We start from the raw sequence: 23,588 nt of genomic DNA, 5'->3' as shown, positions 1-23,588 counted from the left end.
AATTTGATGGCAATAACATTGCAAAAGTCGACGGTGGTAACGGTTGTGGGGGTTTCGCTGGCGATGTTGCTGGCAGGCTGTACTACCGACCAACGCTACAAACGCCAGGTTAGCGGTGACGAGTCTTATCTTGAAGCTCCGGCGCTGAAGCCGCTGAACTCACCCGCTGGGATGATTCTGCCGGTGCAAAATGGTGATTTTGATATCCGTTCCGTCAACACTCAAGGCGCGGTGGGCAAACAGTTGGACATCCGTCCTCCGGTACAACCCTTGGCATTGTTAAGCGGCTCGCGCGCTGAAAATGCTAACGATACCAGCAAGCTATTGTTAGAAAATAGCCCGCAAAATCGTAATCTGTGGGCGCAGGTTACTCGCGTTCTACAAGATAAAAACTGGGCGATCGCCAGCCGTCAGGATGCCAGCCAAACGTTGACAACTGACTGGGTTAAATGGAATCGCGCAGATGAAGACGTCCAGTTTGAAGGCCGTTATCAGATAAGTGTGCAGGAGCAAGGTTATCAGTTAGCTCTGGTGGTGAAATCCCTTGAATTACAACAAGGTGGTAAACCGGTTACCAGTTATACCGAAATCCAGCGCTACAATGGCGCAATGCTGAATGCCATTATCGAAGGTTTGGATAAGGTGCGTTCTGATAGCGAAAGCAGCCAGGCGGCACGTAAAGTCGGCACCTTGGATGTTCAAAGTGGTAGCGATGATACTGGCTTACCGCAACTGATTGTTCGCGCACCTTATGCTGTGTTGTGGGAACGTCTGCCAGCTGCGCTTGAAAAAGTCGGTATGAAAGTGACTGACCGCAGCCGTCCACTGGGTACAATTAATGTGACCAGTAAATCCATGAGTAGCAGTAGCTGGGATGCGTTGGGTGCCAAAGACCCAGAATTGCCAACAGGTGATTATAAACTGCAAGTCGGTGACCTCGATAACCGCAGCAGCTTACAATTCATCGGCCCTAAAGGGCAGCCTCTGACTCAGTCGCAGAATGATGCACTGGTGGCAGTGTTCCAGGCGGCGCTTAGCCAGACAAGTGCTACAAGTACCAATTAAAACCAAAGGGGCCTCGGCCCCTTTAAACCTGTCATACTTCAAGCTGCATGTGCGTTGGCTACGTTCAATTACCCGAATCACTTACTACAGTAAGCTCATAGGGATTATCTCACTTGCCGCCTTTCTGCAACTCGAATTATTTAGGGTTTATTCATTTTATGGCGAGTTACACTTTCACATTACTGGAGTAATAAGATGCAAAAGCTAGCTGAGTTGTATCGTGGCAAGGCGAAAACCGTCTATACCACCGAAAACCCTGATCTGTTGGTATTGGAGTTCCGTAATGATACGTCAGCACTGGATGGTCAGCGCATTGAGCAGTTCGATCGTAAGGGCATGGTAAACAACAAATTTAACCATTTCATTATGGCTAAATTGGAAGCAGCAGGGATTCCCACCCAGATGGAAAGATTGCTGTCAGATACCGAAGTGCTGGTGAAAAAACTGGAAATGATCCCTGTCGAGTGTGTTATCCGTAACCGTGCCGCAGGTTCTTTGGTCAAACGTCTGGGCATCGAAGAAGGTCTGGAACTGAATCCACCGCTGTTTGACTTGTTCTTGAAAAATGACGCCATGCATGACCCGATGGTCAATGAGTCTTACTGCAAAACATTCGGTTGGGCGACAGAAGCACAACTGGCGCGGATGAAAGAACTAAGCTATTTGGCCAATGACGTACTGAGCAAGCTGTTTGATGATGCGGGTTTAATCTTGGTGGATTTCAAATTGGAGTTCGGCCTGTTCAATGGTGAAGTGGTGTTGGGCGATGAGTTTTCTCCTGATGGCAGCCGTTTGTGGGATAAGAAAACCCTGAATAAAATGGATAAAGACCGCTATCGCCAAAGTTTGGGTGGTTTGATTGAAGCCTACGAAGAAGTTGCGCACCGTATCGGCGTAAAATTAGACTAACTGCGCAATCGATTACGTTGTCTCTGACATAATCGTTTTATACCTTAAATAATTCGAGTTGCAGGACGGCGGCAATTGAGAGACAAATCGGTCGGGAACCGATTTGAACCGCATTTATGCTAGCCCGCAGGGTGAGCCTCAAGGATGAGGCTCATTGATCTCGATGTGTTGACACCAGTCAATGATTCGGGTGAGCGAGAGCAGCCAACGCACATGCAGCTTGAAGTCTGACGGGTATAGGGGGAGATAACCTCTATATCCCCCTATTATTCTTATTTCCCCGCGGTATTAATCATTTGTTCTTTTAATGGTATTTGCCTTACAGATTTCCTACGATAATACATAAGGAATATCTCTGGGAGTAAAGCTATGCGTTGGCAAGGTCGTCGTGAAAGTGACAATGTAGAAGACCGGCGGGGTGATTCTTCTGGCGGCGGCGGTGGTTTTCGGCCACCCATTGGCGGTAAAGGTGGCCTTGTCATCCTGATTGTCGTGCTGGTGGCAGGCTACTACGGGGTTGATTTGACGCCGCTGCTAAACGGCAGTGATCCTATGTCTCAAACCCAAACTCAACCTCGCTCGCAAAGCGCTGTTAGCGCCAAAGATGATCAATATGCCAAGTTTACCTCCGTAGTCCTGGCTGATACCGAAGATACCTGGAAACCTATTTTTCAACAGATGGGCCGCAGCTACCAAGAACCTAAATTGGTGATGTACCGTGGGGCAACACGCACCGGTTGTGGTACCGGTCAGTCGGTGATGGGGCCATTTTATTGCCCGGCAGACAGCACGGTTTATATCGATTTATCTTTCTATGAAGATATGAAAAACAAACTGGGTGCGGGCGGTGACTTTGCCCAAGCCTATGTGATTGCGCATGAAGTTGGGCATCATGTGCAACATTTGATGGGCATTGACACGAAAGTGCGGCAACAGCAGCAGGGGGCCTCGGAAGCAGAAGCCAATCGCCTTTCAGTCAAAATGGAATTGCAAGCAGATTGCTTTGCTGGCGTGTGGGGCAAAGCGATGGAAAAGCAAAATGTATTGGAAATCGGTGACTTACAAGAAGCGTTGAATGCCGCGCAGGCCATTGGTGATGACAGATTACAGCAACAACGCCAAGGGCGGGTGGTGCCGGATAGCTTCACTCATGGTACTTCCGCACAACGTTATACCTGGTTTAAACGGGGTTTTGACAGTGGCGACCCTAATAGCTGCAACACCTTTGCCGCTCGCTAATAGCGCTAGAACCTCACGTAAGCAGAGACTATCATACGATGACTTTTTACCGGCGCACTTGTCGCCGGTATTTCATTGCAAGGCAGGGATAGGCATGGCCGCTCTTGATCCAACTTTATTAATCCTCTTAGTGCTGGCTGCACTCGGCATTATCAGCCACAACATGACTGTCACACTCGCTATTTTGACATTAATCGCGGTGCGTATTACTCCGCTGAATCAGTTTTTCCCGTGGATAGAAAAATACGGTTTAACCATCGGTATATTGATTCTCACTATTGGTGTTATGACGCCGATTGCCAGTGGGAAAATCAGTGCCAGTGAAGTGCTGCACTCCTTTGTCCAGTGGAAATCTATTTTAGCTATTGTGGTCGGGGTAGCTGTTTCCTGGCTCGGTGGTCGGGGTGTTTCACTAATGACTCATCAACCCTCAGTAGTGGCGGGGTTATTGGTCGGAACCGTGCTGGGTGTGGCCCTGTTCCGCGGCGTACCGGTCGGGCCATTGATTGCCGCCGGATTGCTTTCATTGGTTATCGGTAAATCCTGAGGTGATCAACAGTATTACCGCCAGCCAGACGCTAATGGCGCAGCAGGGGCATCGGCGCTTACTGGTGCTCAGTGGCAGTGCTGATTGGGCGCGGCAGCAGGCGATAAATCTATCCGAACAATTGCCTGGCGATTGGCTATGGGTCGGCGAGCACCCGCCCCCCCATATCCATGGCATTCGGCCTACTGCGGCCAAAACTTTGCTGGGGCAGGAGGGGTTACATGGCGTGTTTGATGCCTGCGATGGCCTGAATACAGAAGCGCTGGCGGTATTGGCAGGGACATTGCGAGCTGGCAGTTGGTTGGTGATGTTGGTGCCTGAGTGGGGCAGTTGGCCACAGTTACCCGATGCCGACAGCTTGCGTTGGAGTGAGCAGAGTGCCCCAATCACCACGCCGAATTTTATCCGCCATCTACAGCGCCAACTTCTAGCCTCTCCCGATGTCGTTTTGTGGCGGCAGGGGCAGTTGCCGTTAGAACGGCCGTTTTATATTCGGCCATATTGGCAGCAACCTGACGGCATGCCCACAGCCGAGCAGCAGAATATTCTGCTGCGCTTGATGCAGACCAGACAAGGTGTTTGGGTACTGACGGCGGCTCGTGGGCGCGGTAAGTCGACATTGGCCGGTATGCTGGTGGCGCAGTGGCCGGGTAAGTGTTGGGTCACCGGGCCGGGCAAGGCGGCAACTCAGGTATTAAGCCAGCGAGCCGGGGAGCGCGCGCGTTTTTGGGCGCCAGATGCGCTACTGGATTTCTGTCAGCGCCATGATGTCAGTGATGTCGACTGGCTATTGATTGATGAGGCCGCAGCTATCCCCACCGCGCTACTGTCGGCGCTGTTGGCCTACTTCCCACGGGCATTATTAACCACCACCGTGCAAGGCTATGAAGGCACAGGGCGTGGATTTTTATTGAAGTTCTGCTCGACCCTAAGTGATTGGCATCACTTAACATTGACCAACCCGATCCGCTGGGCCAGCGATGACCCACTGGAGCAGATTATCGACGACATCATGCTGTTTAATGATGACTGGGTGATTGATACATTGTCGCCGACAGTGTCTACCAGCGCACAGGTCGAGATCTCCGCTTGTAAACAGTCTGATTGGCTGAGTAATCCCGAGCTATTGCGCCGCTTTTACGGTTTGCTTTCCAGCGCCCATTACCGTACCACACCGCTGGATTTACGGCGTTTGATGGACGCGCCGGGTATGCATTTTTCTGCCGCCAAGATGGCGGATTCAGTGATAGGCGCTTTGTGGCTGGTGGATGAAGGCGGGCTGGATAGCCGATTAGCACACGATGTTTGGGCGGGCAGGCGGCGGCCAAAGGGCAGTTTGGTGGCTCAATCGCTGGCTGCTCACAGCGGGCAATGGCAAGCTCCGACCTTATTATCCCGACGAATTAGTCGGGTCGCTGTTGCCCCATCCTGGCGACAACAAGGGATGGCTCGACAGATGATTGCTGCCGAACAAGCTCGTGCGCAGCAGGAAGGGCTGGATTTTCTTTCGGTCAGTTTTGGCTATACCACAGGATTAGCCTGTTTTTGGCGTGCCTGCGGCTTTCAACTGGTGCGCATGGGCAGCCACAAAGAGGCGAGTAGCGGTTGTTACGCGGCCATGGCGGTGTTACCCCTGAGTTCGGCGGGGCAACGGCTCACTGAGGCCGCGCGGCAGCAATTAGTGCGTGATTGGTATTGGTTGCAGCAATGGATTGGTCTGGAAACGCCAGTGTCTTTACCCCAGCCTGAACAACCTGATCTCACCTTAAATGATGATGATTGGCGTGAGCTTGCGGGATTTGCTTTTGCTTTTCGTCCGTTAGAGGCGAGCCTGCCCGCGTTACAGCGCTTGCTATTAAGGAGCAAATTACCTCTTCCAGCCTTGCAGCAATACTTGCAGCAAGGGCATGCGGCAGCGGAAATTGTTCATCATCAGGGGCTTTCAGGACGCAAAGCATTGATTGCCAAGTGGCGGCAGGAGGCCGCCGAGGGGATGGCGGCGATTGATATTGATAAAATGACGGAGTTCAGCCGGTTCCTGTCATGAATGAGTCATTAATGGGCGCGGGTAGAATTGCGCCAATGAATATGTGCGTGGAGCAGCGTTGCCATTGATGATTGGTCACGATCATTTAGTCGGGAAAGTAACCGGGCGACAATATGTTCAGTCAACACATCAATCTGAACTTCAGCGGTGGTTAATGAGGGTAAATAACCTTCGGCATCCGCCAGCCCATCGAAGCCGGTCACCGCAATATCGCGCCCCGGCTTCCGTCCCATATAATGAATAGCGTTTATTGCCCCAAACGCCACTACATCCTGATAGCACACCAGCGCGGTTATCTGCGGCGCTATATCCAGTATTTTGGCTGTCGCCTTAGCCCCGGCACTCATACTCGACGCACAATCAAGGATATGTTCTTCAGCATAATGCAGGCCCGCATCATCATGGGCATCTTTCCAGCCTTGTATGCGCTGACGCCGTAAACGAGACTCTAGACTGCCGCCAATAAATCCCAAATGTTTATGCCCATCAGAGATCAATCGACGGGTGATATCATAAGCGGCTTGATAATTATTAATACCAATAAAATCAATGTCGGCGGAGGCCACTGGGCGCAAAAAGGTAATGGTGGGGCTGAGAGCATTCCAGGCCTGCAAATGCTCTGAGGTCGTATCCCAAGTGGGGCATAACAAGATAGCCAGCGCATTATGGCGTTGCATCAATTGCAGATAACTTTGCTGGCTGTCCAGATTTTCATCTGAACAGGCCAGAATAGTCGCAAAGCCATGATCCGTCAGTTTACGATTGATTTTAGCAATCAGCTCGGTGTAGTAAGGGTTACTCAGATCATGAATCACCAGACCGACAATGTTGGAGCGGTTACTGCGTAATGTTGCTGCATTCTCATTGTAAGTATAGTTAAGTGCCGTAATGGCATCTAACACGCGCTGACGGGTTTTGGCAGAGACTTTGCCAGGCCGATTGCCCAACACATTTGAGACAGTGGCGGACGAAACCTTGGCCAAAGCCGCGACATCAGAAACCGTTGCACGTTTTATCATCTAAAATACCTTGTTAAAAAATGCCGATAAAAGCACCCACGCCAGAAATCAAAAGAGTTACAAGCATGGTTTTAACCACCGACAGCTTGAACTTAGTTAACAGCAACCAGACACCCAAAACAGCTAATAGCGGTAATAAATTAGGGAAAATACCGTCAAGGATCTTTTGGGCATCAATATTAACACCGCCAGAGGTGAATTTAAGCGGTGTCGACAGATTAATGTAGGAAGAGGCGATCCCGCCAATCACTGTGACACCAATTATCGACATGCATTCGCGTATTTTATTTGCATTTTCGCTGACAAAATAATCTACCGATTTGACCCCTAGCCGATAACCTGAGTGGAAAGCGCGGTAGCTTAATGAAATAATTAACACGTTGAAAACAATAATATAAAAGAGTGGGCCAAGCATCGAACCGCCGTAAGACAGAGAAATGGCAATACTCAGCAATATAGGAATTAATGTTCCCTGAATCGAGGAGTCACCAATACCAGCAATCGGCCCCATTAAGGAGTTTTTAATAGTTTGGATAGAGTTGGCATCGACTGGTTCACCATTAGCTCGCTGTTCTTCCATACCGACGACAATACCTGTCACGATCGCGCCTAATTGGGGTTCGGTATTAAAATAGGCGGTATGAGGTTTTAATACTTCAACCTGTTTGGCGATGTCGCCGGGATACATTTTTTCTACAGCGGGCATTAATGCTTTAACAAAACCATGCCCTTCCATGCGGTCATAAGATGCCACTGTAATATTATGCATTGCCCAATTAAGCCAGCACCGATTAAGTGTCGATTTATCCAGTTTTATAGCTGTGGACGGAATGCTGGGCAGAGCTTGGTTATTCTCTGATAAAGTTTCATGGCTCATTAGAATTCATCCTCATCAGTATTGGCATTATTAGCGGCTGCTTTGCCCGGTTTATATTTATAGTGAATAAGTGCCAGCAAGAAGCTAATGATCACCAAGGCAATCATATTCACTTTCATAAAGACAACGCACACAAAGCCAAAGAGAAAATAAATCAGCATCGATTTTTCAACAATCGCCTGGCGCATCAACATGGCAATGCCCACCGCCGGTAATACACCGCCAAATACACTTACAACGTGCATCACAGTCACTGGCATAGCATTAACCAGCGCCTCGATATATTGTGGGCCATAAAGACAGGCGACAAATACCGGGACGAAACGCACAATAAAATTACTCAGTTGCGGGATCCAAATAACATTGCGCTCCCACTTGCGTTTATTCCCTTCGGCTAATGCTTTATCCGCCCGGGTATTCCAAATTACGTTCGACAGCATGGTGAAATTGAAAATAATTGTCCCGGCTACGCCAATAGTGGCCGCTAATGTTACCGCGACTTTAGCATCCTGCCCGGAAATAATGGCCAGCGGTAGAGCGAGCCAGGAGACAAAGTTAAGATCCTGCGGCATGGCATTACCGGGGGATACAAAAGCGATGTAAACCGTTTGTACTGCGACCCCAACAATAATGGCATGCTCAACATCGCCGATAATCAGCCCGGTAATAAAAGCGGCGACCAAAGGGCGTGATAATGTGTACCAGCCACCGGTTAAACCGATTAACCAAGGGGTCGTTAACGCCCCGAGATAACAGAACAGACCAATTAATGCTGCCTGAAAAAGAGTTATTTCAATCATATGGTTATCTCAACTTTGACGTTATCCGGGTAATTTGGCTGCTACTGAATCCCAGCTTACCGCGGTGGTATCGGGCAGTAAGCGGAACTCGACGGAAAAACCTAATTCTTTGAGTTGACGAAACGCCGGGATCTCTTCCGGTACAATTCCTTGCCCCTTATTCACTTGAATTGCATCATTACGTTTGGATAACGGGCCAACATTGACACGTTTATGTACGGCGATTAATTGCGGCACTTTTTCGGCTAATTTCACCAATGCCGAAGCGCTACGGACAATCAGGTAATATTTTTTCTGAGATTCAATCACCTTATCCAATTTTTCTGTTGCGGTATCAATACTAAATACCCAGGTTTTAATCGAGGGCAGAATAGATAACAGAACTTTTTTCTGGATTTCATTATTGGCGGCGTCATCATCGACCACTATGATGCCATCACAAGGACTGGAACCAATCCAGCAAGCGGCCATCTGACCATGTATTAAACGATCATCAATGCGTAAAAAAGAGATAGCCATAATTAAAAATCCTCCTCTGCGGCATCAATCGCAATAAAGCGATTAATTGCTTCCCGACCCGTTTCAATCACCAGTTCAGTTAGCTCAGATAGCGGCAGGTCAGCTTGATCCAAGGCAGTTAATACCATAGGAAAATTTGTACCTGATAATACGTCAATATCATTATTTGCCAGCGCAATCTGCACACTCACGTTATAGGGGGTACCCGCGGGCATATCCGTTAAAATAAGAATGCCGCCAGCCGAGTGTTCGCGTATTTCATTTACTAATTGCGTGAGCTGGGCCTGAAAGTGATTAATCCCATCATCATGTGTTAGCGATAACACATGAAAGTGATTATTTTCCCCCAGAACCATCTCGACGCTGTCTTTCATCCCCGTTGCTGCCAATCCGTGGGCAGCAAAAATGATGTTGATCATGATGCTTCCTCTAGTTTTTTTATAATTAAGGTATTTTCGATGGTGTTGAGTGCTTGCTGTCGTGCCTGGCTGGGATTTTCTTGTTGCATGGCCCAGCCATTGATTAGTGCATTTACAAATGGGATAGCGCGGTCAATATTGATATCCCGACGTGCCAGTTCAATCAGGGGATAAATAAAACGTTCCCCGGCGGTTATTTTGGCCAAAAAATTACGGGCAACGGTATCAAGAGGGCGCTTAATGGCCGTGTTAGCCAAACGCTGACGATGCCGCTGCTCCATGGTATCCAGATGTTGTGGGCTCAAATGACAGACCTGCTGCAAATAGATTTTCATCACCTGCATATAGTCGTCGATCAGGTGATTAATGCGCTGATCGGCGGCTGCCTGATAAAGAAATTCCAGCCCCATCGCGCGGCCGATAAAACTGATGCCGTCGGCGTAAGTATTGACCAGAATACGTTTTTCCTGAAAGCGTGCTGCGATGTTCTCTGTAATCTCAAATTTGTCGGGGATAATCGCATTTTCCAGCGCCTGGACACAGATGGAACCATAGGACTCCGCTTCAATTTCCAGCGTTTGCGGCCAGTGGGAAGAACAAATTCGGTCAACCATACAATCTGGCAATGACCAGTGTTGGTCATCAACGCCGGCCTCTTGCAACAGAGAAGCAAAGAAAGCGCCGCTTTGTTCAATGTTTTCACAGCAAATCACGGTTTTGGGTGCACAGTTTTTCAGTGCCGACGCCACATGATGCAAATTCTCTTTGCGCACCGAGGTGGTAATAACAGTCGCTTGCGCCAGCCATTCCTGAAGTTGTGGATCTGCTGGATGTAAGGCCGCCGCCAACGGAATGTGTTGTTGTTCATCAATATCCGTCAGCAGAATGTCATAGCCGCGTGCACTCTGGAGGCGGTCAATTAATTGTAGGTCGGCATCAACGGTGACAACGTCATAACCGCTGGCAACCAAAAAAGGGATCGTTAGCCCTCGCCCTAATGCGCCTGCTCCAAAATGTATGGCTATCGATTTCATTTTTACTCTCCAATAAATCCTTAACGATAAGTTATTCGATTTACCTATTTTAAGTCTCTCTGTTTTGATTAAAAATTAGACTTCAATCACATTTTTAGCAACGTAAATAGTATGATTAATTAACATTTCCTTTTAAATCAATCTTGTTTGTAGATTGCAGCTAATTTTCCACTTGAAAATCAGTTTGGTTCTAAATACTCTCATTACAAATATTAAGTTAATCGTTTAACTTCGAGGGGAACCCTATGTCTTATTTAAATCATCCAGCTAATTACGATAAATTTCCTGCCATTTCGGTGCCAACAGCTGCAAATCCAGCGGTCATAGGTTGGCAGGCTATTGCGGAGAAAATCAGTGAGTTACTAGCGACTCGCGATGGGGTTACTGTCGCCATTGATTGTTATCCCGGTGTGGATATACAGAGCATCAAGCAACATTTGAGTCTTTATAGTGGATTTGATCAGGCTCAATGGCGAGAGATGGACGATTGTTATCTCAGCGGTCAAGCTTTGGATATTCGTTTGACGGATACGCTGACGGACGATCGGGTTTTTGGTGTGATGAGTTGCGCTAATCTGGCTGATTATTTATTACCTGAAAAGATAAAGTCACTTCAGACCGCCTGTGAGAATCAGGGTGAAATTAACGTAATTATCGGTACCGGTGCCGCACTGGCCGGGGTTCATGATGTGCTGGTCTATATTGATTATCCGCGTTGGCAACGTCAGTTAGACTGGCGCGCGGGTGGGAGTAATTGGCTCACTCATAACCCTGATGAAGACGTATTAAGAAAATATAAGCGCGGTTTCTTCTGGGAGTGGCGAATTGCTGACCGTCACAAACGTGAACTGTTCCAATCGTTTGATTTTTATCTTGATTCACTGGCAGAACCCGCAGTTATGATTGATCAGGCGGCATTCCAGGTTGGGGTAGAGGCCTGTCTGGCTGCCCCTTTCCGCCTGAATCCATTCTTTGACCCCGGGGTCTGGGGCGGAAAATGGATGGAAGAGGTTTGCCAACTGCCACCGAGTGAGAAAAATTACGCCTGGTGTTTCGATGGGGTGCCGGAAGAGAACAGTGTGACGCTAAATTATGGCGGCAGCCGTATTACTATGCCCGCCATTAATCTGGTGTTGGCTCGCCCGCGTCAACTGCTCGGTGCGCAAAACTACGCCCGCTTTGGCGCGGAGTTCCCCATTCGTTTTGATTTTCTCGACACCATGGAAGGCGGCAATCTCAGCTTACAAGTTCACCCTCTCACCGACCATATTCAGCAGCAGTTTGGTATGCATTACACCCAAGATGAAAGTTATTACATTTTGGATGCCAGAGCAGGGGCTAATGTTTACCTCGGATTAAAAACCGGTGTTCAACCTGAGGAGTTGATCAGCGCGATTGAACAGGCACAGCATACCGGACATCTTGATGACGAGAAGTTCGTGAATAGTTTTCCCGTTAAAAAACATGACCATGTATTGATCCCCTCCGGCACGGTGCACTGTTCTGGCAGTAACGCCATGATTCTGGAGATATCGGCGACTCCGTATATTTTTACCTTCAAACTGTGGGATTGGGGCCGTCTGGGGTTGGATAACCGCCCACGACCGGTGCATATCGAGCATGGTCGCAAAGTGATACAAGCTGAGCGGGATACCGCATGGTGCCGTGAGAATTTGCTCGATCAGGTTGAAATAAAAGAGGAAAACGCCGATTACACCCGTGAGCGCACCGGTTTACATGCGCTAGAGTTTATCGATACCCACCGTTATTGGGTACGTTCTGCCGTAACCATTGCCACTCACGACGGTTTCCAGATGTTGAACCTGATTGAAGGACAGAAAGCCATTATTGATAGCCCGGATGGTGCCTTTGCCCCCTATACCCTTCATTATGCTGAAACTTTGGTGATTCCTGCATCGGTCACTCAATACCGCGTCACTGCCTGTCAGGGTGAACAGATCGGCATTATTGTGGCCAATGTGCGCCAACCGGGAGCACAATAATGCTAAATGCAGCGCAAAAATTCAGTCAGTGGATGCGGGCAGAAGCATTGCCACGGTTCTTACATGAGGGCATGGCGGATAACCGTTTTGCCGAATCCTTACCCGCAGGATCATCAGTGATACGCAGCCGGGTACAAACCCGGCAGTTGTATGTGTTTGCCCATGCAACCAGAACCGGTTGGATTGACGGGCGTGAGCAGGTGCTAACCGCCGCGCTGAAAGGACTCACCGATTTTCAGCAGCCGGGCGGTGCATTGTGTTTTGCGTTAGGGGCGGTTGAGGGCGCTGATGACATTAACGCCTATGAACAAGCATTTGCGTTACTGGCTTACAGCGAAATTTATCAGCTCACCGGTGACACCGCGTTTCTTCGGCGTGCAACAGCACTCCATGACTGGATGAAAGTGCATCTGGCATTGGAAGAGGGCGGTTACGCGGTGAATACCCGCAAGCCCGCGTGGTTAAGCCAAAACCCCAATATGCATCTGTTTGAAGCTTGCCTCAACTGGTGGCACGCAACTGGCGATGCCCGCTGGGAGCAAGAATGTCACGATTTATTCGGTTTATTTACCCAACATTTATTTAATCAGCAACAGCGGTGTCTGGTGGAGTTTTTTGCTCGCGGTTGGCAGCCCACTTTGGCCGTCTCGCAGCAAGTCGACCCCGGCCATCATCACGAATGGACATGGTTACTGTATGAATATCAAAAGCTTTCGGGCATAGATACCCATGAATTACGGCAGGAATTGCAGCTTTTCGCCCAGACTTATGGTGAAAACCCTGCCACGGGCGCGGTCATGAATGAAGTAATTTGGCACGGGCAGCCATTACGTGCCGCTAGCCGCTTATGGTGTCAGACTGAGCGAATTAAGGCTGATGTGGTGAATTATCGCCACTCTCCTGAGCAAAACCCAGACACTATTATTAGCCGCCATGTGGATAATATGTTTGCCGCTTTTATCGAGGGGGAGGACTCTGGGCTGTATTGTGATGAAATTGATGCCGCGGGCCAGCGCTTGGGCGGTGCTTCGCCGGCCTCGACACTTTATCATCTGTATGTAGCTTGTCGGCAACTGGACGAATTGGCCAGCCAGCGGGGTTAATTTTGCTCTCAATGACCGATAACAAATTGTTTGATTAAAAATAGTTTGATAACAAAACAGGGCCAGGTTTACTCCGGCCCGCCTTGATGGCATGGCCTCCAAAGAGTGGGATGAACAGTGCCACTCTTTCAATTATCCGCACCAACTCCATCAATAAAACCCAATATCCTTTTCAAACCAGCGGCCTATAGTTAACCATATCAATATTTGGATACTAAAGGCTCCTCTATGAATGAAAAACACATTGTGGTGCAGCAACCGGCGCAGCCAGAGCAATTAATTTTGTTATTTCATGGTGTTGGCGACAGTGCTGCCGGGATGGCACCGGTCGGCAGCCATTTTGCGCAAGCTTTTCCTCAGGCGCAGGTGATCAGTATTAATGGGCCTTTTGCCAGCAGCATGGGCGGTGGGCGGCAGTGGTTTTCTGTGCAGGGGATCACCGAGCAGGGGCGGCAAGGGCGTATTGATGAAGTGATGCCCGAATTTATTGCCACTGTGCGCTATTGGCAGCAACAAAGCGGTCTTGGTGCACGGCAAACCACACTGGTGGGGTTCTCGCAGGGCACGATTATGTCATTGGAAGGGGTGAAAGCTCAGCCGCAGTTAGCTGGGCAGGTCATCGGGTTCAGTGGGCGTTTCGCCACCTTGCCACAGCAAGCTATTGTTGACGTGGCCATTCATCTGATTCATGGGGAACAGGATGGCGTTATTCCGGTAGAACAGGCCAACGCCGCCGCGCAGTGCTTAACGGCATTGGGGGCTGCTGTGACATTGGATCTGGATGCCAATACCGGACATGGCATTAATCAGCCAATGCTGGCGCGGGCTATTGCTCATTTGCGTCAGGATCTTGCGGGAAATTAAACCAGGGGGAGCGCTGCCCCCACCCATTTATTTTTTCTTATCTTTATCCGGCCAGTCGTCGTCATCCCACTGCGCATTATTGTCGCGGTGGGGAGGGATCTCCGGCTTATTGCTCAAAAACTTCTTATGATCAAGACGGCGTAACTCTTTGATGCCATTTAAGATCATGCCGACAAGTATGATAAGAACCACCCACCAGTAATCAGCTAGCCAATGCATGTTAAGTTCCTTTACCCGCCATGTATCAAGCCTCTGTCGCTTGAAACTCATTGGGTATAGTTATAAATCGTGAAAAAATCATGGGTAAATGGCTGGAAAGCCACTCACTACCCGCCACATCTTGTGATTGCCAAGCTTCCAGCAGGATTGCTGGTGTCAGTAAATGCTGCGCCGTTACCGCCAGAGGGTGGTAACTTAGGTGCCAAGGCTCTGCGGCAACACCGCCGGTGTCTGTGCTAAAAGGTCGGTAAAAACCAAATTCAGCCATGTGCGCATCAAGCCATTGAGTTAGCTGATAAAAATACCCACCCGCTTGATACTCCCACGGCTCCAGTTGCAGTTTTTCCCCCATGGGTAACAGTGATGGATCGTAAATATCTAAATCACTGCCCCAATGGTGGCGGCTGGCCCCTGGGAGAGCAGACCAGTGTAAAATAGCTTCGCAACGGGCGGCGGCATCAAGCCGAGAAATGTCTATCGGCTGGCTGTCTTTATCTAATACTGGCCGCTCGCCGCGAAATTTACCATTCCAGATAGCCAATTGGCGGTCAAAATCGCGAAAAGTGCTGGCTGGCTGTAAATCCAAACCCGCCACTTTAGCCGCCTGTTGCATGGCCCGAAAGGCATCAACAGCCGCTGGCTGCAAGCGGTGATTGCCCGTTAACACCACTAAATGCTCCGTTGAGCGCCCGGTAAGCATCTGTGGTGTCAATGTATTGGCTGTCATGCGATGAGTTGCTCCATGATTCTCTGATACATCCGGCTCAGCAGTTGTAAATCAGCGGCGTGAACGCATTCATTCACTTTATGGATTGTGGCATTGACCGGCCCCAGCTCAACCACCTGCGCGCCCATTAAAGCAATAAAACGACCATCAGAGGTGCCACCGGTGGTCAACAGCTGTGGTGTGATTTCAGTATAATGCTCGATGGCGTTGACCACAGCATCCACCAGTGCGCCACGGGGCGTCAGGAATGGTTGGCCGGAGAGCACCCATTCGAGGGTGTAATTGAGTTGATGGCGGTCTAGCAAAGCTTCAACCCGCTGCTTAATTATGCTATCAGTCAGTTCAGTACTGAAGCGGAAGTTAAACTGCACATAGAACTCACCGGGGATCACATTATTGCTGCCCGTTCCGGCATGCAAATTGGCTATTTGCATACTGGTGGCTGGGAAAAACTCATTGCCTTCATCCCATTGCGTGGCAACCAGTTCATTCAGGGCGGGCATCGCGCGGTGAACTGGGTTATCAGCCAGATGAGGATAAGCCACGTGCCCTTGAACACCGTGGATATGCAAGTTGGCGGTGATCGAGCCGCGGCGGCCATTTTTCACCACATCTCCGACGTGGTCGGTGCTGGAGGGTTCACCCACCAGACAATAATCCAGCCGTTCATGACGCGCCATTAGAGCATTAACCACTTTAACTGTGCCATTAATGGCTTTGGCTTCTTCATCGGAGGTAATCATAAAAGCCAACCGGCCTTGATGATTCGGATGTGCGGCAACAAAGCGCTCGGCCGCAACCACCATGGCCGCCAGCGAACCTTTCATGTCGGCAGCACCCGGCCATACAGCATGCCGTCGCGAATGGTCGGTTCAAACGGCGGGCTGCTCCAGTGGCTTTCATCACCGGTAGGAACCACATCGGTATGGCCGGCAAACGCCAGTGTTTTACCTTCGCCACGCCAGGCCCAGAAATTAAGGGTATCGCCAAAATTCATCGGCTCAACAGTAAAGCCGATAGCCTCTAAGCGCTGAATCATGATCTCCTGGCAGCCCGCATCATTTGGGCTGAGCGACGGGCGTTTAATCAATTGTTGGGCCAGGTCGATTACCGGACAGATCATGTTATTGCACCTCAATATCGTTTTGGTTATGGGTCATATTTTGTTGCCCCCGATGTTGCTGAATAAATCGTTGGTAACTTTCTATTTTGAAGCCCAATAGCATCTCGCCATTGGCGGCTTCCAGCAGCGGGCGTTTGATGATAGCGGGCTGTTCCAGCATCAGTAATTTGGCCGATTGCGCATCAGTGATGGCATCGCGCTGCGCCTGCGGCAGTTTGCGCCAGGTGGTACCGCGGGTGTTTAGCAACGGCTCCCAACCGAGTTTATCGATAAAACCTTGCAACTGCTCGTCACTCAATCCATCCGCGCGATAATCGTGAAACTGATAGGGAATACCTTGCTCTTCCAGCCAGCGACGGGCCTTTTTTATGGTGTCACAATTTTTGATACCATATACTTTATACAAACTTTTTTGAGCATCATCGAACATGAAAAAAATGTTACCTATATGTGCGTGTTAGTTCAGAACAACAACTATCTGGTGATGGTTTAGATCGCCAAGAATCAATGTTGACTCGATACTTCGATGATAACGCAAGTTGCTACGACTTTGATCCCATTATGAATTAATCGTGGATCCTGGGGTAAGTGCTTAATTGGGAGGGGAGAGGATCGGGGAAGGCTAGAGTTATATACCCAAAAAAATTAAATCTTCCCTTAATCCAAATATTATTACACTCATCAACACGAAAGGACTAAAATCGGCCCATGGAGATGTTATATAAAACAAGGAATAAAGTTTAATGTCAGTTGGCTACTGGATAGTTAAAGGTGACAAAACCAGCTGTGGCGGATAGTACATGAGGGGATGGCAGAGAGGACATTTGCTAATAACCCGGTCGCTGTGAATGGCAGTAAAGTCTCGTGCGGGGAAACACCCCGGCAGCTTACAGCGTGGGTGGAGGGCATCCGGGCGAGATAGTACATGGCATTATGTCGCCAGTACGCTATATAGCCGTTCAACCTGCCGTGCAAAGCTTTTTTTATTCCCTCACAAACATGGGCGTCTCATGGCCCTTATCAAGGAGGGCAACAAGTCGCCACTTCTCGCTCAGTGGTAGAGTCGCCGGTAACTGAGCCACAGCAATTCGCCCAGTCAGCCAAAAAAAGCCAATCTACCGCCGTATCTTACTGGCGACAAGCCCCCCTCCGAATTTGTACCTGATTATCCAGTACTGCGTAATACAAGGGATTTGCCCGATTTAAAAGTCCGTGATTTATTACGCAACAATAACCAAGACATTATGTTCCTGACGGCAGAAGAAGCCTATGAAGTACTAGCCGATTGGGGAACATATCAAAAGGTTGGGTTGATATTACCCAAAGCCCATTAGGTGAGGTTGTCGTAAACTACGGAACAAATATCAAGGATGTGGTCACGACATCAAAACTTATTGTTGATCTCGGTGGTTTGGGTATTCAGGCGACAATGTATATCAATCATAAAGGCACTGAGTTAATTAAATTAACCGGATATCCAGGAATCCGTAAAGTACTTAATGCTCCGGTATTCGCAGCTAAAAATCCCAAGGTTGTTGATTTAGGCATTGGTAAATATGGTTTGAATAATTCAATTGTACAGGGAGCCCGATTAACATTCTATGTGGCTGCGGCTTTCAGAACGCTTGATTATATTCTTAATGACGAAGTCTCCTTAGCTAAATTTATCGGCAGTTTAGCAACCGATATTGTTAAAATCGGGATATCATCAATAATTTCAGGGGGAACTGGTACTGTAATTATGGCCTTCACAGCTTCAGTGACAATGCCTATTGTACTATCTGTTCTTGTGGGTTTTGGTGCGGTATATCTTTTGGGAGTATTAGATAAAAAATTCGGTATAACGGATAAAGTCGTTGAACTATTTGAATCTGCGCAACAAGAAATTGTAACGAAAGCGACCGAAATTCAAGATGGTTTTATCGATATTCTGGAAATGGAAGTATCCAATTTGCTAAGGAAAGGTGTCGGAGTTTACTCAGGCTGAATTGAAAAAATATATTAAAAAATCCATCTCTGACTTATTAAGAGAGGAATGGTAATGATTAAACTTACATTGAAAATACGCATTTTTGCGTTTTTCTTTATCTCAGTTATAATTATTCCTATCTGTGTGTCAGTACTGTATTTATCTCTCGATGAAATTAGGATGTTATTCAGTTATCCTGATGTGATTGTTTTTACATTGTACTCATTGGCATCCATTGTTATAACGCCATTTGTGTTGATCTATTTAATTATTATATCTTGTAAACCTATTTTCCTGGGGAAACGAGTTTCGAATCATATACAAGCTACTACAACAAGGTTCTTGATTGTTGCAATAGTCTTGGGTGTAATTTCTCAAATAGGGTTTAAGGTTTACTATAAAGAAATGTTAAATAATAAAAGTTATGTTGTTTGCTCTGGAATTCCTGGTGGTTTTTTACCCGGAATGGCGACAAAATATGCAAAATCAGAAAGTTTGTGCTATTTGAAATAATCGTCACAATGAGTAAGTATGCTGCAATTTGTTAAGCGGCTAAATTTGGTCTGAGATTCTATAATCTATCGGGACTCAGATCTTTAGGCTTTTCTTTTGATTTCTTGATGATTATAGCCGTATGTATAGTTATCAAGCTCTGTGCGTGTTTAGTTCAGAACAACAACTATTCTGGTGATTGGTTTAGATCGCAAGAATCAATGTTGACTCGATACTTCGATGATAACGCAAGTTGCTACGACTTTGATCCCCATTATGAATTAATCGTGGATCCTGGGGTAAGTGCTTAATTGGGGAGGGGAGAGGATCGGGGAAGGCTAGAGTTATATACCCAAAAAAATTAAATCTTCCCTTAATCCAAATATTATTACACTCATCAACACGAAAGGACTAAAAATCGGCCCATGGAGATGTTATATAAAACAAGGAATAAGTTTAATGTCAGTTGGCTACTGGATAGTTAAAGGTGACAAAACCAGCTGTGGCGGGATAGTACATGAGGGGATGGCAGAGAGGACATTTGCTAATAACCCGGTCGCTGTGAATGGCAGGTAAAGTCTCCGTGCGGGAACACCCGGCAGCTACAGCGTGGGTGGAGGGCATCCGGGCGAGATAGTACATGGGCATTATATCGGCCAGTACGCTATATAGCCGTTCAACCTGCCCGTGCAAAGCTTTTTTTATTCCCTCACAAACGGATGGGGCGTCTCATGGCCCTTATCAAGGAGGGCAACAAGCCGCCACTTCTCGCTCAGGTGGTAGAGTCGCCGGTAACTGAGCCACAGCAATTCGCCCAGTCAGCCAAAAAAGCCAATCTACCGCCGTATCGTTACTGGCGACAAGCCCCCCCTCCGAATTTGTACCTGATTATCAGTACTGCGTAATACAAGGATTTGCCCGATTTAAAAGTCCGTGATTTATTACGCAACAATAACCAAGACATTATGTTCCTGACGGCAGAAGAAGCCTATGAAGTACTAGCCGATTGGGGAACATATCAAAAAGGTTGGGTTGATATTACCCAAAGCCCATTAGGTGAGGTTGTCGTAAACTACGGAACAAATATCAAGGATGTGGTCACGACATCAAAACTTATTGTTGATCTCGGTGGTTTGGGTATTCAGGCGACAATGTATATCAATCATAAAGGCACTGAGTTAATTAAATTAACCGGATATCCAGGAATCCGTAAAGTACTTAATGCTCCGGTATTCGCGCTAAAAATCCCAAGGTTGTTGATTTAGGCATTGGTAAATATGGTTTGAATAATTCAATTGTACAGGGAGCCCGATTAACATTCTATGTGGCTGCGGCTTTCAAACGCTTGATTATATTCTTAATGACGAAGTCTCCTTAGCTAAATTTATCGGCAGTTTAGCAACCGATATTGTTAAAATCGGGATATCATCAATAATTTCAGGGAACTGGTACTGTAATTATGGCCTTCACAGCTTCAGTGACAATGCCTATTGTACTATCTGTTCTTGTGGTTTTGGTGCGGTATATCTTTTGGGAGTATTAGATAAAAAATTCGGTATAACGGATAAAGTCGTTGAACTATTTGAATCTGCGCAACAAGAAATTGTAACGAAAGCGACCGAAATTCAAGATGGTTTTATCGATATTCTGGAAATGGAAGTATCCAATTTGCTAAGGAAAGGTGTCGAGTTTACTCAGGCTGAATTGAAAAAATATATTAAAAAATCCATCTCTGACTTATTAAGAGAGGAATGGTAATGATTAAACTTACATTGAAAATACGCATTTTTGCGTTTTTCTTTATCTCAGTTATAATTATTCCTATCTGTGTGTCAGTACTGTATTTATCTCCTCGATGAAATTAGGATGTTATTCAGTTATCCTGATGTGATTGTTTTTACATTGTACTCATTGGCATCCTTGTTATAACGCCATTTGTGTTGATCTATTTAATTATTATATCTTGTAAACCTATTTTCCTGGGGAAACGAGTTTCGAATCATATACAAGCTACTACAACAAGGTTCTTGATTGTTGCAATAGTCTTGGGTGTAATTTCTCAAATAGGGTTTAAGGTTTACTATAAAGAAATGTTAAATAATAAAAGTTATGTTGTTTGCTCTGGAATTCCTGGTGGTTTTTTACCCCGGAATGGCGACAAAATATGCAAAATCAGAAAGTTTGTGCTATTTGAAATAATCGTCACAATGAGTAAGTATGCTGCAATTTGTTAAGCGGCTAAATTGGTCTGAGATTCTATAATCTATCGGACTCAGATCTTTAGGCTTTTCTTTGATTTCTTGATGATTATAGCCGTATGTATAGTTATCAAGCTCTGTGCGTGTTAGTTCAGAACAACAACTATCTGGTGATGGTTTAGATCGCCAAGAATCAATGTTGACTCGATACTTCGATGATAACGCAAGTTGCTACGACTTTGATCCCCATTATGAATTAATCGTGGATCCTGGGGTAAGTGCTTAATTGGGGGGGAGAGGATCGGGGAAGGCTAGAGTTATATACCCAAAAAAATTAAATCTTCCCTTAATCCAAATATTATTACACTCATCAAACACGAAAGGACTAAAATCGGCCCATGGAGATGTTATATAAAACAAGGAATAAGTTTAATGTCAGTTGGCTACTGGATAGTTAAAGGTGACAAAACCAGCTGTGGCGGGATAGTACATGAGGGATGGCAGAGAGGACATTTGCTAATAACCCGGTCGCTGTGAATGGCAGTAAGTCTCGTGCGGGAAACACCCGGGCAGCTACAGCGTGGGTGGAGGGCATCCGGGCGAGATAGTACATGGGCATTATATCGCCAGTACGCTATATAGCCGTTCAACCTGCCCGTGCAAAGCTTTTTTTATTCCCTCACAAACATGGGCGTCTCATGGCCCTTATCAAGGAGGGCAACAAGCCGCCACTTCTCGCTCAGTGGTAGAGTCGCCGGTAACTGAGCCACAGCAATTCGCCCAGTCAGCCAAAAAAGCCAATCTACCGCCGTATCTTACTGGCGACAAGCCCCCCTCCGAATTTGTACCTGATTATCCAGTACTGCGTAATACAAGGGATTTGCCCGATTTAAAAGTCCGTGATTTATTACGCAACAATAACCAAGACATTATGTTCCTGACGGCAGAAGAAGCCTATGAAGTACTAGCCGATTGGGGAACATATCAAAAGGTTGGGTTGATATTACCCAAAGCCCATTAGGTGAGGTTGTCGTAAACTACGGAACAAATATCAAGGATGTGGTCACGACATCAAAACTTATTGTTGATCTCGGTGGTTTGGGTATTCAGGCGACAATGTATATCAATCATAAAGGCACTGAGTTAATTAAATTAACCGGATATCCAGGAATCCGTAAAGTCTTAATGCTCCGGTATTCGCGGCTAAAAATCCCAAGGTTGTTGATTTAGGCATTGGTAAATATGGTTTGAATAATTCAATTGTACAGGGAGCCCGATTAACATTCTATGTGGCTGCGGCTTTCAAAACGGTTGATTATATTATTAACGATGAAACATCCTTAACTAAATTTATAGGTAGTTTTAGCAACCGATATTGTTAAAATCGGGGATTAGTTCTGCCATTGCATGGGGTGCTGGTGTTGGTGTTGGTGCATTAACAGGGGGAGTGGCAGTAAAATCTAGTTGTGGTAGTTGGTGTTGGCTTGGTTGTTAGTATTGGCTTAAATTATTTAGATAAAAAATTCGGTTTTACAGATAAACTCGTCGAGTATATAGAATCCGCACAACAAGAATTTGTTGAGAAAGCCAGAGAGCTTGAGGCCGATATATGGGATATCGGTGCTATGTATGCGGATAATGTTCTACATAAAGGAAAAGAGATTATTGAATATGAAGTACGGAAATATATCAGACACAAATATTTCAGAGCTGGTAAGGGTGGGCTGGTAATGAACTGGATAAATATAAAAATTAGATTAAAATCACTTTTATCGATTCCTTTTTTTCTTGTATTACCTTTGGTTATATTTTCTCTTTCTGTAGAGGAATGTATTTTCATTACTTGATAGGCCAGATGTAGTTATTGTTAACCGGTTCTTATTTGTTGGACTACTAAGCCCTTTATTCTTGAGTCCTTTACTTGTACTGGCATATCATTTATTTGTATACCTGAAACAGGCTAGTATTAGTTTACAAAAGACCGTTGGTAAAATAATTATCTTTTCTTTTTTATTTTCTCTTATCATTTCTTTTGTTTTTTCTTATGGATACGGTACCTATCTTAAAAATAATGGTTTTACCTCAATGCAGAGGGATCCCGACTGGTTCGATGCCCGGAATGGCGACAAAAATATGCAAAATCAGAAAGTTTGTGCTATTTGAAATAATCGTCACAATGAGTAAGTATGCTGCAATTCGGTACGCGGGAGGGCCACAATCACGTGGCTTTTTGTTTTCTGGTACTGCTTATATTTGTCCATAATACAAAAAATAGGCTTTTAATTCAGATGGTGGTATGATGGCGTAAATACAACCCAGAGTTTTAGCCAATCCGGTCAAGGTCAGCGGCATATTGGCGAATAGCTTTTTGGTAGAGACTGATGTCCTGATGATTTGAGGTTTCAGCCAGCAATA

The 23,588-nt window shown here is 46.7% G+C and carries 24 protein-coding genes and 4 pseudogenes; 17 read left to right on the top strand and 11 right to left on the bottom strand.

All coding sequences use genetic code 11. The features are described 5' to 3' along the window. Positions 1–6: 6 nt before the first annotated feature. The 5 genes from bamC (at position 7) to DX162_RS00105 (ending at position 5,807) form a co-directional block, all read left to right on the top strand. A complete protein-coding gene (bamC, locus tag DX162_RS00130) occupies positions 7–1,065 on the top strand; it encodes an outer membrane protein assembly factor BamC (protein WP_004391292.1) in 1,059 nt (352 codons plus the stop codon). Positions 1,066–1,260: 195 nt separating this feature from the next. Beyond that, positions 1,261–1,974, top strand: a complete 714-nt coding sequence (gene purC, locus DX162_RS00120) for a phosphoribosylaminoimidazolesuccinocarboxamide synthase (RefSeq protein WP_004393557.1) — start codon at positions 1,261–1,263, stop codon at positions 1,972–1,974. 369 nt (positions 1,975–2,343) lie between these two features. Then, on the top strand, positions 2,344–3,213 hold the full coding sequence (gene ypfJ, locus DX162_RS00115; protein WP_004393558.1) for a KPN_02809 family neutral zinc metallopeptidase: 870 nt from the start codon (positions 2,344–2,346) through the stop codon (positions 3,211–3,213). A 94-nt stretch (positions 3,214–3,307) separates the two neighbouring features. Then, positions 3,308–3,760: a DUF441 domain-containing protein gene (locus DX162_RS00110; protein ID WP_004393559.1), complete on the top strand. Its 453-nt coding sequence runs from the start codon at positions 3,308–3,310 to the stop codon at positions 3,758–3,760. A gap of 1 nt (position 3,761) precedes the next feature. Beyond that, complete coding sequence (locus DX162_RS00105; protein WP_004393560.1) at positions 3,762–5,807, top strand: tRNA(Met) cytidine acetyltransferase TmcA; 2,046 nt, start codon at positions 3,762–3,764, stop codon at positions 5,805–5,807. An 8-nt stretch (positions 5,808–5,815) separates the two neighbouring features. On the opposite strand, the gene DX162_RS00100 is transcribed toward DX162_RS00105, so the two are convergent. Genes DX162_RS00100 through DX162_RS00075 form a run of 6 tightly spaced genes read right to left on the bottom strand, consistent with a single transcriptional unit; the run spans position 5,816 to position 10,475 of the window. Continuing rightward, a complete protein-coding gene (locus tag DX162_RS00100) occupies positions 5,816–6,826 on the bottom strand; it encodes a LacI family DNA-binding transcriptional regulator (RefSeq protein WP_004393561.1) in 1,011 nt (336 codons plus the stop codon). A 13-nt stretch (positions 6,827–6,839) separates the two neighbouring features. Continuing rightward, positions 6,840–7,703 (bottom strand): PTS system mannose/fructose/sorbose family transporter subunit IID, encoded by an 864-nt coding sequence (locus DX162_RS00095; protein ID WP_004393562.1) that lies wholly within the window; start codon positions 7,701–7,703, stop codon positions 6,840–6,842. Beyond that, positions 7,703–8,503 carry a PTS mannose/fructose/sorbose/N-acetylgalactosamine transporter subunit IIC gene (locus DX162_RS00090; protein ID WP_032821277.1) on the bottom strand — a complete coding sequence of 267 codons (801 nt, stop codon included), beginning with the start codon at positions 8,501–8,503 and terminating at the stop codon, positions 7,703–7,705. Before DX162_RS00090 ends, DX162_RS00095 begins: the two co-directional genes overlap by 1 nt. A 21-nt stretch (positions 8,504–8,524) precedes the next feature. Further along, positions 8,525–9,022 carry a PTS sugar transporter subunit IIB gene (locus DX162_RS00085; RefSeq protein ID WP_004393563.1) on the bottom strand — a complete coding sequence of 166 codons (498 nt, stop codon included), beginning with the start codon at positions 9,020–9,022 and terminating at the stop codon, positions 8,525–8,527. 2 nt (positions 9,023–9,024) lie between these two features. Continuing rightward, positions 9,025–9,441: a PTS sugar transporter subunit IIA gene (locus DX162_RS00080; RefSeq protein ID WP_032821278.1), complete on the bottom strand. Its 417-nt coding sequence runs from the start codon at positions 9,439–9,441 to the stop codon at positions 9,025–9,027. After that, the gene (locus DX162_RS00075) at positions 9,438–10,475 is read right to left on the bottom strand and encodes a mannitol dehydrogenase family protein (RefSeq protein ID WP_032821279.1); all 1,038 of its coding nucleotides are present in this window, start codon (positions 10,473–10,475) and stop codon (positions 9,438–9,440) included. Before DX162_RS00075 ends, DX162_RS00080 begins: the two co-directional genes overlap by 4 nt. A gap of 245 nt (positions 10,476–10,720) precedes the next feature. Here DX162_RS00075 and DX162_RS00070 point away from each other — a divergent pair, with 245 nt between their 5' ends. The 3 genes from DX162_RS00070 (at position 10,721) to ypfH (ending at position 14,445) form a co-directional block, all read left to right on the top strand. Continuing rightward, positions 10,721–12,478 (top strand): class I mannose-6-phosphate isomerase, encoded by a 1,758-nt coding sequence (locus DX162_RS00070; RefSeq protein WP_004393567.1) that lies wholly within the window; start codon positions 10,721–10,723, stop codon positions 12,476–12,478. After that, positions 12,478–13,581 (top strand): AGE family epimerase/isomerase, encoded by a 1,104-nt coding sequence (locus DX162_RS00065; protein WP_032821280.1) that lies wholly within the window; start codon positions 12,478–12,480, stop codon positions 13,579–13,581. The genes DX162_RS00070 and DX162_RS00065 overlap by 1 nt, the downstream gene beginning before the upstream one ends. 228 nt (positions 13,582–13,809) lie before the next feature. Continuing rightward, positions 13,810–14,445 carry an esterase gene (gene ypfH, locus DX162_RS00060; protein ID WP_004393568.1) on the top strand — a complete coding sequence of 212 codons (636 nt, stop codon included), beginning with the start codon at positions 13,810–13,812 and terminating at the stop codon, positions 14,443–14,445. Between the two features lie 27 nt (positions 14,446–14,472). Here the strand turns inward: ypfH and DX162_RS00055 are convergent, their stop codons facing one another. The 4 genes and pseudogenes from DX162_RS00055 to DX162_RS00040 form a co-directional block, all read right to left on the bottom strand. Beyond that, a complete protein-coding gene (locus tag DX162_RS00055; RefSeq protein ID WP_032821281.1) occupies positions 14,473–14,664 on the bottom strand; it encodes a YpfN family protein in 192 nt (63 codons plus the stop codon). A gap of 25 nt (positions 14,665–14,689) precedes the next feature. Continuing rightward, the gene (locus tag DX162_RS00050) at positions 14,690–15,391 is read right to left on the bottom strand and encodes a M15 family metallopeptidase (protein ID WP_032821282.1); all 702 of its coding nucleotides are present in this window, start codon (positions 15,389–15,391) and stop codon (positions 14,690–14,692) included. Beyond that, positions 15,388–16,514 (bottom strand): annotated as a pseudogene (dapE, locus tag DX162_RS00045) (succinyl-diaminopimelate desuccinylase). The gene DX162_RS00050 and the pseudogene dapE overlap by 4 nt, the downstream one beginning before the upstream one ends. Before the next feature lies 1 nt (position 16,515). After that, complete coding sequence (locus DX162_RS00040; RefSeq protein WP_004393572.1) at positions 16,516–16,944, bottom strand: ArsC family reductase; 429 nt, start codon at positions 16,942–16,944, stop codon at positions 16,516–16,518. A 313-nt stretch (positions 16,945–17,257) separates the two neighbouring features. On the opposite strand from DX162_RS00040, the pseudogene DX162_RS22820 reads away from it, so the two are divergent. From DX162_RS22820 to DX162_RS22230, 9 genes and pseudogenes are all read left to right on the top strand, one after another. Then, a pseudogene (locus DX162_RS22820) lies at positions 17,258–17,625 on the top strand (PAAR domain-containing protein); the annotation flags it as partial. A gap of 174 nt (positions 17,626–17,799) precedes the next feature. Continuing rightward, positions 17,800–18,501 (top strand): hypothetical protein, encoded by a 702-nt coding sequence (locus tag DX162_RS00030; RefSeq protein ID WP_115155825.1) that lies wholly within the window; start codon positions 17,800–17,802, stop codon positions 18,499–18,501. Between the two features lie 54 nt (positions 18,502–18,555). Continuing rightward, entirely contained in the window at positions 18,556–18,996 is a 441-nt protein-coding gene (locus tag DX162_RS00025; RefSeq protein ID WP_098080950.1) for a hypothetical protein, read from the top strand. A gap of 438 nt (positions 18,997–19,434) precedes the next feature. Continuing rightward, positions 19,435–19,551, top strand: a complete 117-nt coding sequence (locus DX162_RS23020) for a PAAR domain-containing protein (RefSeq protein ID WP_479681845.1) — start codon at positions 19,435–19,437, stop codon at positions 19,549–19,551. Between the two features lie 155 nt (positions 19,552–19,706). Beyond that, entirely contained in the window at positions 19,707–19,880 is a 174-nt protein-coding gene (locus tag DX162_RS22485) for a hypothetical protein (protein WP_244916307.1), read from the top strand. A gap of 9 nt (positions 19,881–19,889) precedes the next feature. Continuing rightward, a complete protein-coding gene (locus DX162_RS00015) occupies positions 19,890–20,240 on the top strand; it encodes a hypothetical protein (RefSeq protein WP_115155824.1) in 351 nt (116 codons plus the stop codon). A gap of 265 nt (positions 20,241–20,505) precedes the next feature. Then, positions 20,506–20,733: a hypothetical protein gene (locus DX162_RS00010; RefSeq protein WP_115155823.1), complete on the top strand. Its 228-nt coding sequence runs from the start codon at positions 20,506–20,508 to the stop codon at positions 20,731–20,733. 872 nt (positions 20,734–21,605) lie between these two features. Further along, positions 21,606–22,014, top strand: a pseudogene (locus tag DX162_RS22235) (PAAR domain-containing protein); the annotation flags it as partial. A gap of 625 nt (positions 22,015–22,639) precedes the next feature. Then, complete coding sequence (locus DX162_RS22230; RefSeq protein ID WP_172460421.1) at positions 22,640–23,020, top strand: hypothetical protein; 381 nt, start codon at positions 22,640–22,642, stop codon at positions 23,018–23,020. A 476-nt stretch (positions 23,021–23,496) separates the two neighbouring features. Here the strand turns inward: DX162_RS22230 and DX162_RS23015 are convergent. Next, positions 23,497–23,588, bottom strand: a pseudogene (locus DX162_RS23015) (tetratricopeptide repeat protein); the annotation flags it as partial.

The sequence above is a fragment of the Yersinia kristensenii genome (assembly GCF_900460525.1).
GTDB lineage: Bacteria > Pseudomonadota > Gammaproteobacteria > Enterobacterales > Enterobacteriaceae > Yersinia > Yersinia kristensenii.
This window is presented reverse-complemented; position numbering and strand designations above follow the sequence as displayed.

Excerpts from the sequence above, each read along its gene's own strand:
- bamC (WP_004391292.1), top strand. The coding sequence starts at position 7 with ATGGCAATAACATTGCAAAAGTCGACGGTGGTAACGGTTGTGGGGGTT.
- purC (WP_004393557.1), top strand. The coding sequence starts at position 1,261 with ATGCAAAAGCTAGCTGAGTTGTATCGTGGCAAGGCGAAAACCGTCTAT.
- ypfJ (WP_004393558.1), top strand. The coding sequence starts at position 2,344 with ATGCGTTGGCAAGGTCGTCGTGAAAGTGACAATGTAGAAGACCGGCGG.
- DX162_RS00110 (WP_004393559.1), top strand. The coding sequence starts at position 3,308 with ATGGCCGCTCTTGATCCAACTTTATTAATCCTCTTAGTGCTGGCTGCA.
- DX162_RS00100 (WP_004393561.1), bottom strand. The coding sequence starts at position 6,826 with ATGATAAAACGTGCAACGGTTTCTGATGTCGCGGCTTTGGCCAAGGTT.
- DX162_RS00095 (WP_004393562.1), bottom strand. The coding sequence starts at position 7,703 with ATGAGCCATGAAACTTTATCAGAGAATAACCAAGCTCTGCCCAGCATT.
- DX162_RS00090 (WP_032821277.1), bottom strand. The coding sequence starts at position 8,503 with ATGATTGAAATAACTCTTTTTCAGGCAGCATTAATTGGTCTGTTCTGT.
- DX162_RS00085 (WP_004393563.1), bottom strand. The coding sequence starts at position 9,022 with ATGGCTATCTCTTTTTTACGCATTGATGATCGTTTAATACATGGTCAG.
- DX162_RS00080 (WP_032821278.1), bottom strand. The coding sequence starts at position 9,441 with ATGATCAACATCATTTTTGCTGCCCACGGATTGGCAGCAACGGGGATG.
- DX162_RS00075 (WP_032821279.1), bottom strand. The coding sequence starts at position 10,475 with ATGAAATCGATAGCCATACATTTTGGAGCAGGCGCATTAGGGCGAGGG.
- DX162_RS00070 (WP_004393567.1), top strand. The coding sequence starts at position 10,721 with ATGTCTTATTTAAATCATCCAGCTAATTACGATAAATTTCCTGCCATT.
- DX162_RS00065 (WP_032821280.1), top strand. The coding sequence starts at position 12,478 with ATGCTAAATGCAGCGCAAAAATTCAGTCAGTGGATGCGGGCAGAAGCA.
- ypfH (WP_004393568.1), top strand. The coding sequence starts at position 13,810 with ATGAATGAAAAACACATTGTGGTGCAGCAACCGGCGCAGCCAGAGCAA.
- DX162_RS00055 (WP_032821281.1), bottom strand. The coding sequence starts at position 14,664 with ATGCATTGGCTAGCTGATTACTGGTGGGTGGTTCTTATCATACTTGTC.
- DX162_RS00050 (WP_032821282.1), bottom strand. The coding sequence starts at position 15,391 with ATGACAGCCAATACATTGACACCACAGATGCTTACCGGGCGCTCAACG.
- DX162_RS00040 (WP_004393572.1), bottom strand. The coding sequence starts at position 16,944 with ATGTTCGATGATGCTCAAAAAAGTTTGTATAAAGTATATGGTATCAAA.
- DX162_RS00025 (WP_098080950.1), top strand. The coding sequence starts at position 18,556 with ATGATTAAACTTACATTGAAAATACGCATTTTTGCGTTTTTCTTTATC.
- DX162_RS23020 (WP_479681845.1), top strand. The coding sequence starts at position 19,435 with ATGTCAGTTGGCTACTGGATAGTTAAAGGTGACAAAACCAGCTGTGGC.
- DX162_RS22485 (WP_244916307.1), top strand. The coding sequence starts at position 19,707 with ATGGCCCTTATCAAGGAGGGCAACAAGCCGCCACTTCTCGCTCAGGTG.